Below are 8,413 nucleotides of genomic sequence, written 5' to 3'. Positions count from 1 at the left end.
CGATCGCCTTGTCGGTGTTTTCCTTCAAAGGGATCGGCTTGCCGCCGCGCAGGCCTTCATCGGCCGTGATGACGAAGGTCGACTTGCAGTCGTCGATGCGGCCGGCCAGCGCATCCGGCGAGAAACCGCCGAAGACGATCGAATGGACGGCGCCGATACGCGTGCAGGCCAGCATCGCATAGGCGGCTTCCGGGATCATCGGCATGTAGATGGTGACGCGGTCGCCTTTCTTGACGCCGTGTTTCTTCATCACATTGGCGAGCCGGCAGACATGCTCGTAGAGCTCGTTATAGGTGACCTTCTTGTCATCGTAGGGATTGTCGCCTTCCCAGATGATGGCGGTCTGGTTGCCGCGCTTCTTCAGGTGCCGGTCGATGCAGTTGTAGGAAACGTTGGTCAGTCCGTCCTCGAACCATTTGATCGAGACCTTGCCGTCGAAAGAGGTGTTCTTGACCTTGCTGAAGGGCTTGAACCAGTCGATGCGCTTGCCGTGCTTGCCCCAGAATTTGTCCGGGTTCTTGACGCTGTCGGCATACCATTTCAGGTAGGTGTCATTGTCGATCAGCGCGTTTTTCTTCCACGCCGGCTGGACGCGATGGACATGAACCTCGGACATTCCTGACTTTCCTCCCGAACCAATCGCCGGCTTGAAATGCCGGCGGGATCGCGGCGACAGGGCCGCGAATTCGGCGGCATTATTACCAGTTCCGCCGTTACGGCAACATTAGACGTTGGATTCGCGCGGCGGGATGCCGCAGGGGGCTTTCCCGAGGCTGTCAGCACTCGGCCAAGTGCGCTGCTAACTGCATGTTTTCGCATGCTAAAGCCGGTTCAGATGAAGAAAAAATCAATAGACGATTAATCAGCGGCGCGCACAATCAGCCATGGGAGGACAGGCGAATCAACCTGGGGACCGTAATGCGCGACCATGCCGAAATGGACCTGATGCTCAAAGGCTATGGCTTGACCACGGCCAAGATTCTTTATCACTTTCCCGATCACCCGCATCTGCTGCAGAGCTTCATCTGGCAGGACTACGATCTGGCGCCGAAGTTTCCGGTGCTGATCAAGTTCATCGAATTCTGGAAGGCCAAGCTGGACGGGCCGCTGCATTCGATCAGCTACACCCACCAGAAGCTGATCGCGCCGAATGAATGGCGCAAGGTGGATGGTGAGTTCGTGCTGCATTAGGGGCGAGTTTCGCAGCAACGGCTTCTTGAGGTCGGCGTTCTACGACGCCCCCCTCTGTCCTGCCGGACATCTCCCCCTCAAGTGGGGAGATTGGCAGCTCCGCCGACAACGCCGCCCGTTGTTACGCCTGAGATTGGCGAAAGTCGCCGCGACATCCGATCTCCCCCCTTGAGGGGGAGATGGCCGGCAGGCCAGAGGGGGGCGCTGGCCCGCGAACCTTGCGCCATGACGACCCGATGCGCTCACACAGCCGGCGGGTTGAGCCGGGCAAAGCCTTCCTGCCGCCGATACGGGAAGTACGGGTAGGGCGCGGTGACTTCGCTTGCGGCGTCGAGCTTTTTCATCTGCTCCGGCGTCAAGGTCCAGCCAACGGCGCCGAGGTTCTGGCGCAACTGCTCCTCGTTGCGGGCGCCGATGATGACCGACGACACGGTCGGGCGCTGCAGCAGCCAGTTGATGGCGATCTGCGGCACGGTCTTGCCGGTTTCCTGCGCCACCAAATCGAGCGCATCCATGACCCGGTAGAGATGCTCGTCCTCGACCGGCGGGCCGAAATCAGCTGTGTCGTGCAGCCGGCTCTGTTCCGGCAAGGGCTGGCCACGGCGGATCTTGCCGGTCAGGCGGCCCCAGCCGAGCGGGCTCCACACGAGCGCGCCGACGCCCTGGTCGAGGCCGAGCGGCATCAACTCCCATTCGTAGTCGCGGCCGACCAGCGAGTAGTAGACCTGGTGCGCGACATAGCGCGGATAGCCTTGACTGTCGGCTTGCGCCAGCGACTTCATCACTTGCCAGCCGGAGAAATTGGAGACGCCGACATAGCGCAGCTTGCCGGCGCGCACGAGTTCGTCCAGCGTCGACAAGACCTCCTCGATCGGCGTCCCGGCATCGAAAGCGTGCAGCTGCAACAGGTCGATATAGTCAGTGCCGAGGCGCTTCAGCGCGGCGTCCACCGACTTGATCAACCGCGACCGGGAAGAGCCATAGTCAGCGGGTCCGTCGCCCATCGGCAGCGCGGTCTTGGTCGATATCAGGACGGCATCGCGGCGGCCTTTTATCGCTTCGCCAAGCACCTCTTCCGAGGCGCCGTTCGAATAGACGTCGGCGGTGTCGAACAGATTGACGCCGGCCTCCAGGCAAATGTCGATCAGCCGCCGCGCTTCCCTGGCGTCGCTGTTGCCCCAGGCGCCGAACAGCGGGCCGGAACCGCCAAAGGTTCCCGCGCCGAATGAGAGTGCGGGCACTTTCAGGCCCGATGCACCGAGACGTCGGTAGTCCATCTTTTTACTCCTGTGGAATGAAGGGTGTGGAAAGCGGGTTTGCAGAGGACGATCACGACCGGATGGAGGCAGGCTCGCCGAGCGTGGCGGTGCGATCGAGACGCAGCGCCAGCCCCGCCACACCGAGTGCCGCGAGCGGCAGCAGGGCGGCGACCCAGGTAAGGGAGCCCAGGCCAAGGCCATGGGCAATCACCGCACCGCCAAGCCAGGCGCCTGCGGCGTTGCCGAGATTAAAAGCGGCGATGTTGAAGGACGAGGCGAGGCTCTGGCCGGCACCTTGCGCCTTGTCCAGCACCCACATCTGCAGCGGCGCCACGGTGGCAAAGGCGGCGGCCCCGAGCAGGCCGACATAGATGACGGCCATGATCTGGCTGTGGATGGCAAAGCTCATAGTTGCAAGCACCAGGGCCAGCACCACGAGACTGCCCAGCACGGCCGGCACCAGCCAGCGGTCGGCGACCTTGCCGCCAAGCAAATTGCCGGCGATGAGACCGCCGCCGAAGACGAGCAGGATCGGCGACACGGCCGCTTCCTTGAAGCCGCTGATCTCGGTCAGCAGTGGTGCGATATAGGTGAAGACGGCGAAGACGCCGGCATAGCCGAGCACCGTGGTGGCGAGGCCGAGCAGGACGGGCGTGCGGCGCAGCACGGCGAGATCGGCGCGCAGATCGCTCTTTTCGGGCGCCGTCCGGCTGCGTGGCACCAGAGCCAGGATGACGGCGAAGGCCGCCACGCCGACCAATGTCACCGCCCAGAAGGTCGCTCGCCAGCCAAAGGCCTGGCCGAGCCAGGTGCCGAAGGGCACGCCGAGGATGTTGGCGATTGTCAGGCCGGTGAACATCAGCGCGATCGCCGAGGCTTGTCTGTTGGGTGCGACCAGCCCGGTGGCGACGACAGAGCCGACGCCAAAGAATGTGCCGTGGGCGAAGGCGGTGATAATGCGGGCGCCCATCAGCGTCCAGTAATCGGGGGCCAGCGCACAAGCGAGATTGCCAAGCGTGAAGATCGCCATCAGTGCCAGAAGCACAGTCTTGCGTGGCCAGTTGCCAGTGGCGATGGTCAGCAGGGGCGCGCCGATGACGACGCCGAGCGCATAGCCCGAAATGAGCTGGCCGGCGGCCGTGATCGAAACGCCGAGATCCTTGCTGACATCGAGCAGCAGACCCATGATGACGAATTCGGTGACGCCGATGCCGAAGGCACCGGCGGCAAGCGCGTAAAGAGCAAGAGGCATGGCGGTTTCCACTTCGATGGCGAAGAGCGCCGTCCCGCGCCCCGACCCCTGAGATCGTGCTTCCCTGCATTGTGAACCAGACTTGCCTTGGGCACATTTTCTGTGAAATAGATTCACAAATGGCCAGGCCCGATATCAATCGCTCCGGCGAGATCGAAGTGTTCGTGCGCGTCGTCGAGGACGGCAGTTTCTCCTCCGCGGCACGCGCGTTGCGCATGACGCCTTCAGCGGTGAGCAAGCTGATCGCGCGGCTTGAGGCCCGGCTTGGTGCGCGGCTGGTCAGCCGTTCGACGCGAAAGCTGCAACTGACGCCGGAAGGCACCGCCTTCTACGAGAGCGGCCTGCGCATCCTCGCCGACATGGCGGCGGCCGAGCAGGAGGCGGCGGCGGGTGCTTCACCGCGCGGAAGGCTGCGCGTCAACAGCTACGTGCCCTTCGGAGTACACCGGCTGATCCCGCTTCTGCCACGCTTCCTCGAACGCTACCCCGAGATTTCAGTCGATCTGGTGCTGACCGACAGCGTCATCGACCTGATGGCGGAACGCGCCGATGTCGCTATCCGTGCCGGGCCGCTGAGTGAGTCACGGCTGGTAGCGCGCAAGCTGGGGCAAAGCCCTGTGGTGGTCGTTGCAGCACCTTCCTACCTCGAGACGCAGGGCATGCCGCTGACGCCAGCCGATCTCGACAGGCATAACCGCATGGGCTTCGGGTTCGTCAGGCATCTCGATGGCTGGCCGTTCCTCGACGCGGACGGCCGCGCCATCATGGTTCCCATCACCGGCAACACGCTGGTCAGCGATGGCGAGGCGATGCGGCTGATGGCGCTGGCGGGCGCGGGCATCGCCCGGCTGGCTCGCTGGCATGTGGCGGAAGACATCGCGGCCGGCCGGCTGGTGCCGCTGCTGGAGGCATTCAATCCCGGCGACGAGGAGCCCACCCACGCCGTCTATGTCGGCCAGGGCCGGCATCTGCCGGCGCGGGTGCGTGCCTTTCTCGATTTTCTGGGAGAGAGCGTCCGGCTGAGCTGACATCTCCGGAGCCACGGCTCCCGGGATGTCAGCGTGGGCTGTATTTATGCTTTCGGCATGAACGGCGCCGGGCGGCGGCCCGCTGCCTGGCGTTCCAGCATCCAGCCGGGATATTCGGATGGCAGGGCGCTGACCTCGTCGAGACGAAGCAGATCGTCTGTGTCGAGCTTCACATCAGTGGCGGCAAGGTTCTGCTCCAGCTGCTCCATGCGGCTGGCGCCGATGATGACGCTCATCACGAAGGGCTTGGCCAGGACATAGCCGAGCGCCACCGTGGCGACGCTGACATCATGCTTTTTGGCGATTTCGCGCATGACGGCCACCGCGGCCCAGGCGCGGTCTTCGTTGATCGGCGGGAAGTTGAAGGACGCGCGGCGGCCTTCGCCATTGCCGGGCGCGCCGGGGCCGTATTTGCCGGAGAGCAGGCCACCGGCCATCGGCGACCACACCATCAGGCCGAGCTTCTCCTCGTTGAGCAGCGGCACGATCTCGCGCTCGAGATCGCGGCCGGCGATCGAATAGTAGGACTGGACGGTCTCGAAACGGGCAAAGCCCTTGCGCTCGGCGATACCGAGCGCCTTGGCGATGCGCCATGCCGCCCAGTTGGAGACGCCGACATAGCGAACCTTGCCGCTGGCAACGAGATCGTCGAGCGCCCGCAGCGTTTCGTCGATCGGCGTCACGGTGTCGGTGCCGTGCAGCTGGTAAAGATCGATATGGTCGAGCTGCAGCCGCTCCAAGCTGGCATCGACCGAGTCCATGATGTGGCCGCGTGACGAGCCGCGCTGGTTGGGGCCTTCGCCCATGGCGCCATGCGCCTTGGTGGCGATGACCACGTTCTGCCTGTTCACACCGAGATCCCTGAGCGACTGGCCGAGCAGCCGTTCGGATTCGCCAAAGGAGTAGACGTCGGCCGTATCGAAGAAATTGACGCCGGCGGCGAGCGAATGGGCAACGATCTCGTTGACCCCCTTCTGGTCGAGGCTGGCGATCAGGCCCCATTGGGCATTCTGACCGGCGGCGCCGAAGGTCATGGTGCCGAGGCACAGTTCGGAGACGAACATCCCCGTATTTCCAAGCTGGTTGTAGCGCATGATGGCGGCTCCAGAGAGTTTGTGATGACGCAAAGCAAATAGGAACGGTACGTTTCGTTTCCAGTCCTGGAGCAACGAGCCTGTCGGATTGGCCTATAACCCCTCACCGCAGCTAATGCCGCCATCAGAAAAGCGCCCGCTGCATTCACCGAACGAGGTTCGCATGAGTATGCGGATGATAAGTCTATAACTCGGATCTTCGTCTTCGGGCGGCGATTGACCTCCTCGACGAAGTCGTCATCCCACACGGGACCTGAGAGAAGATATTCCGCAAGCGAAGGTGTTGCGCCGACCAGTCGGTCGTAGTCCTCGGGGGAGAGTACGACAGCAGTTGGCTTTCCGCGCACCGTGATGGTTTGTGGCCCTTGTTCCCGCGCCTGCCGTACGAGTTTCGACAGATTGTTCTTCGCGTCCTTAAGATGCCAGTTCAAGGGCACTACTCGCTAGATGGCTTCGCTAGTCATATACCAGATGCCGTTGAAGCATGGCAGGGTTTCCGCTCGAACAGATGTGTTCGCCAGTTCCTCGACATGGGTTGGAAGCTATTGGCAGCGAGAATCTATAGCCTCTTTCGGCGGCAGATCGCAAACCATCGGGGATTGGCCTAAACATCTCTCTCGCCGTCATCCACGGGCGGAGCAAGGAGCGCAGCGACGCAGCGCAGACCCGAGGATCCATGCCGCGACATCTGCCGAAGAATGCAGCGGAACAGAATTCTGCACCGCTGCATTTTCCTTGTCGGCACGGCATGGATCCTAGGGTCTGCGCTCCGCTTCGCGTCGCTCCGCCCTAGGATGACGAAGGTGTGGTGGCCTGCAGCCAATCGAATATGTTGGAATTTAGCGACTAGAGACCGGTCTGTGCATCGGAACTATCGGCTGCCGAAGATCGCCGAACCGACGCGGACGCTGGTGGCGCCGAAGGCGATCGCGGTCTCATAATCGCCGGACATGCCCATCGAAAGTTTGGCGACGTTGGCTTCCTTGCCGAGCTTTTCCAACAGCGCGAAGTGCGGGCCGGGATTCTCGTCGGCCGGCGGGATGCACATCAGGCCCTCGATGGCGAGGCCATGCACGTCGCGGCAGCGGGTGACGAAAGCGACGGCGTCGCGAGGCTCGATGCCGGCCTTCTGCGGCTCGGAGCCGGTGTTGACCTGGACATAGAGTTTTGGCGCGCGGCCCTGTTTGGCGATCTCTTTGGCGAGTTCGGCGGCGATCTTCTCGCGATCGACCGTCTCGATGACGTCGAACAGCGCCACCGCTTCCCGAGCCTTGTTGGATTGCAGCGGGCCGATCAGATGCAGTTCGATGCCAGGAAAAGCTTCCTTCAGATCAGGCCATTTGGCTTGCGCCTCCTGCACACGGTTCTCGCCGAAGACGCGCTGGCCGGCTTCGATGACCGGGCCGATGTCGGCAGCGTCGAAGGTCTTGGAGACCGCGACCAGCGTCACGGCGCCGGCTTCGCGGCCGGCCTCGCGCTCGGCGGCGGCGATCTTCGCCCTGACCGCGAAAAATTGCTGAACGGCGTCACCCATATGCAAATCCTGCTGTTTTGGCCGGCGTTTTTGTCAGACGCGATACCCATATGGTTGACGGGTTTGCCAAACCATGGTGAACACCCGGACCACATTCCCTGAACTGCCGAGCCGTCGCCCGCAGTTCGCGCATGCTTTTAAGTGAAAAACGCCCCATGGCAACCGAACGATACAATCCGCGCGCGTCAGAGCCCAAATGGCAGAAGGCCTGGGACGCCAAGAAGCTGTTCGAAGCGCACAATGACGATCCGCGCCCGAAATACTATGTGCTGGAGATGTTCCCCTATCCGTCGGGGCGCATCCATATCGGTCATACCCGCAATTACACGATGGGCGACGTGGTGGCGCGCTACAAGCGGGCCAAGGGTTTCAACGTGCTGCACCCGATGGGCTGGGACGCCTTCGGCATGCCGGCCGAAAACGCGGCGATGCAGAACAAGGTCCATCCCAAGGAATGGACCTACCAGAACATCGCCACCATGCGCGAGCAGCTCAAGGTCATGGGGCTGTCGCTGGACTGGGCGCGCGAATTCGCCACCTGTGACGTCGACTATTACCACCGCCAGCAGATCCTGTTCCTCGATTTTGTCGAGAAGGGGCTGGTGACGCGCAAATCCTCCAAGGTCAACTGGGATCCGGAGGACATGACGGTGCTCGCCAACGAGCAGGTCATCGACGGGCGCGGCTGGCGCTCGGGCGCGCTGGTCGAACAGCGCGAACTGACGCAGTGGTTCTTCAAGATCACCGATTTCGCGCAGGATCTGCTGGATTCGCTCGACGGCCTCGACGAATGGCCGGAAAAAGTGAAGCTGATGCAGCAGAACTGGATCGGCCGCTCGGAAGGCCTGCTGATCCGTTGGCCTCTGGCCGACGCCTCTGATGGCGAGCATGAGCTGGAAGTCTATACGACAAGGCCCGACACCATCTTCGGCGCTTCCTTCATGGCTGTCGCCGCCGATCATCCGTTGGCCAAGAAGGCCGCTGCGCACAATCCGGCGCTGGCGAAGTTCATCGACGATATAGGCCATATGGGCACCTCGGTGGCGGCGCTGGAG

The 8,413-nt window shown here is 62.8% G+C and carries 8 protein-coding genes and 1 pseudogene; 3 read left to right on the top strand and 6 right to left on the bottom strand.

Features of this window, described 5'->3' with window-relative positions; all coding sequences use genetic code 11:
• A partial coding sequence (locus EN749_RS24510) for an AMP-binding protein (RefSeq protein ID WP_145990988.1) occupies positions 1-616 on the bottom strand: 616 nt, incomplete at its 3' end.
• Between the two features lie 302 nt (positions 617-918).
• Between EN749_RS24510 and EN749_RS24505 the strand changes: the two genes are divergently transcribed.
• Entirely contained in the window at positions 919-1,191 is a 273-nt protein-coding gene (locus EN749_RS24505; RefSeq protein WP_013529022.1) for an usg protein, read from the top strand.
• A 242-nt stretch (positions 1,192-1,433) separates the two neighbouring features.
• Here the strand turns inward: EN749_RS24505 and EN749_RS24495 are convergent, their stop codons facing one another.
• Positions 1,434-2,468, bottom strand: coding sequence for an aldo/keto reductase (locus EN749_RS24495; protein ID WP_128364138.1), 1,035 nt, complete (start codon positions 2,466-2,468; stop codon positions 1,434-1,436).
• Between the two features lie 52 nt (positions 2,469-2,520).
• Positions 2,521-3,702: an MFS transporter gene (locus tag EN749_RS24490; protein ID WP_128364137.1), complete on the bottom strand. Its 1,182-nt coding sequence runs from the start codon at positions 3,700-3,702 to the stop codon at positions 2,521-2,523.
• A 119-nt stretch (positions 3,703-3,821) separates the two neighbouring features.
• On the opposite strand from EN749_RS24490, the gene EN749_RS24485 reads away from it, so the two are divergent.
• Positions 3,822-4,730, top strand: coding sequence for a LysR substrate-binding domain-containing protein (locus EN749_RS24485; protein WP_128364136.1), 909 nt, complete (start codon positions 3,822-3,824; stop codon positions 4,728-4,730).
• Positions 4,731-4,774: 44 nt separating this feature from the next.
• Here the strand turns inward: EN749_RS24485 and EN749_RS24480 are convergent, their stop codons facing one another.
• The 3 genes and pseudogenes from EN749_RS24480 to EN749_RS24470 all read right to left on the bottom strand — a co-directional run bounded on the left by EN749_RS24480 (position 4,775) and on the right by EN749_RS24470 (position 7,358).
• Entirely contained in the window at positions 4,775-5,824 is a 1,050-nt protein-coding gene (locus EN749_RS24480; RefSeq protein WP_128364135.1) for an aldo/keto reductase, read from the bottom strand.
• A gap of 200 nt (positions 5,825-6,024) precedes the next feature.
• Positions 6,025-6,255, bottom strand: a pseudogene (locus tag EN749_RS38985) (type II toxin-antitoxin system Phd/YefM family antitoxin); the annotation flags it as partial.
• Between the two features lie 440 nt (positions 6,256-6,695).
• Positions 6,696-7,358, bottom strand: a complete 663-nt coding sequence (locus tag EN749_RS24470) for a YggS family pyridoxal phosphate-dependent enzyme (protein ID WP_128364133.1) — start codon at positions 7,356-7,358, stop codon at positions 6,696-6,698.
• 155 nt (positions 7,359-7,513) lie between these two features.
• Between EN749_RS24470 and EN749_RS24465 the strand changes: the two genes are divergently transcribed.
• A partial coding sequence (locus EN749_RS24465; protein ID WP_145990987.1) for a class I tRNA ligase family protein occupies positions 7,514-8,413 on the top strand: 900 nt, incomplete at its 3' end.

The sequence above is a fragment of the Mesorhizobium sp. M7A.F.Ca.ET.027.02.1.1 genome, assembly GCF_004022985.1.
Taxonomy (GTDB): Bacteria; Pseudomonadota; Alphaproteobacteria; order Rhizobiales; family Rhizobiaceae; genus Mesorhizobium.
This window is presented reverse-complemented; position numbering and strand designations above follow the sequence as displayed.

What these genes read in the sequence shown, in the direction of transcription:
- EN749_RS24505 (WP_013529022.1), top strand. Translation starts at nt 919, where the DNA reads ATGCGCGACCATGCCGAAATGGACCTGATGCTCAAAGGCTATGGCTTG.
- EN749_RS24485 (WP_128364136.1), top strand. Translation starts at nt 3,822, where the DNA reads ATGGCCAGGCCCGATATCAATCGCTCCGGCGAGATCGAAGTGTTCGTG.
- EN749_RS24490 (WP_128364137.1), bottom strand. Translation starts at nt 3,702, where the DNA reads ATGCCTCTTGCTCTTTACGCGCTTGCCGCCGGTGCCTTCGGCATCGGC.
- EN749_RS24480 (WP_128364135.1), bottom strand. Translation starts at nt 5,824, where the DNA reads ATGCGCTACAACCAGCTTGGAAATACGGGGATGTTCGTCTCCGAACTG.
- EN749_RS24495 (WP_128364138.1), bottom strand. Translation starts at nt 2,468, where the DNA reads ATGGACTACCGACGTCTCGGTGCATCGGGCCTGAAAGTGCCCGCACTC.
- EN749_RS24470 (WP_128364133.1), bottom strand. Translation starts at nt 7,358, where the DNA reads ATGGGTGACGCCGTTCAGCAATTTTTCGCGGTCAGGGCGAAGATCGCC.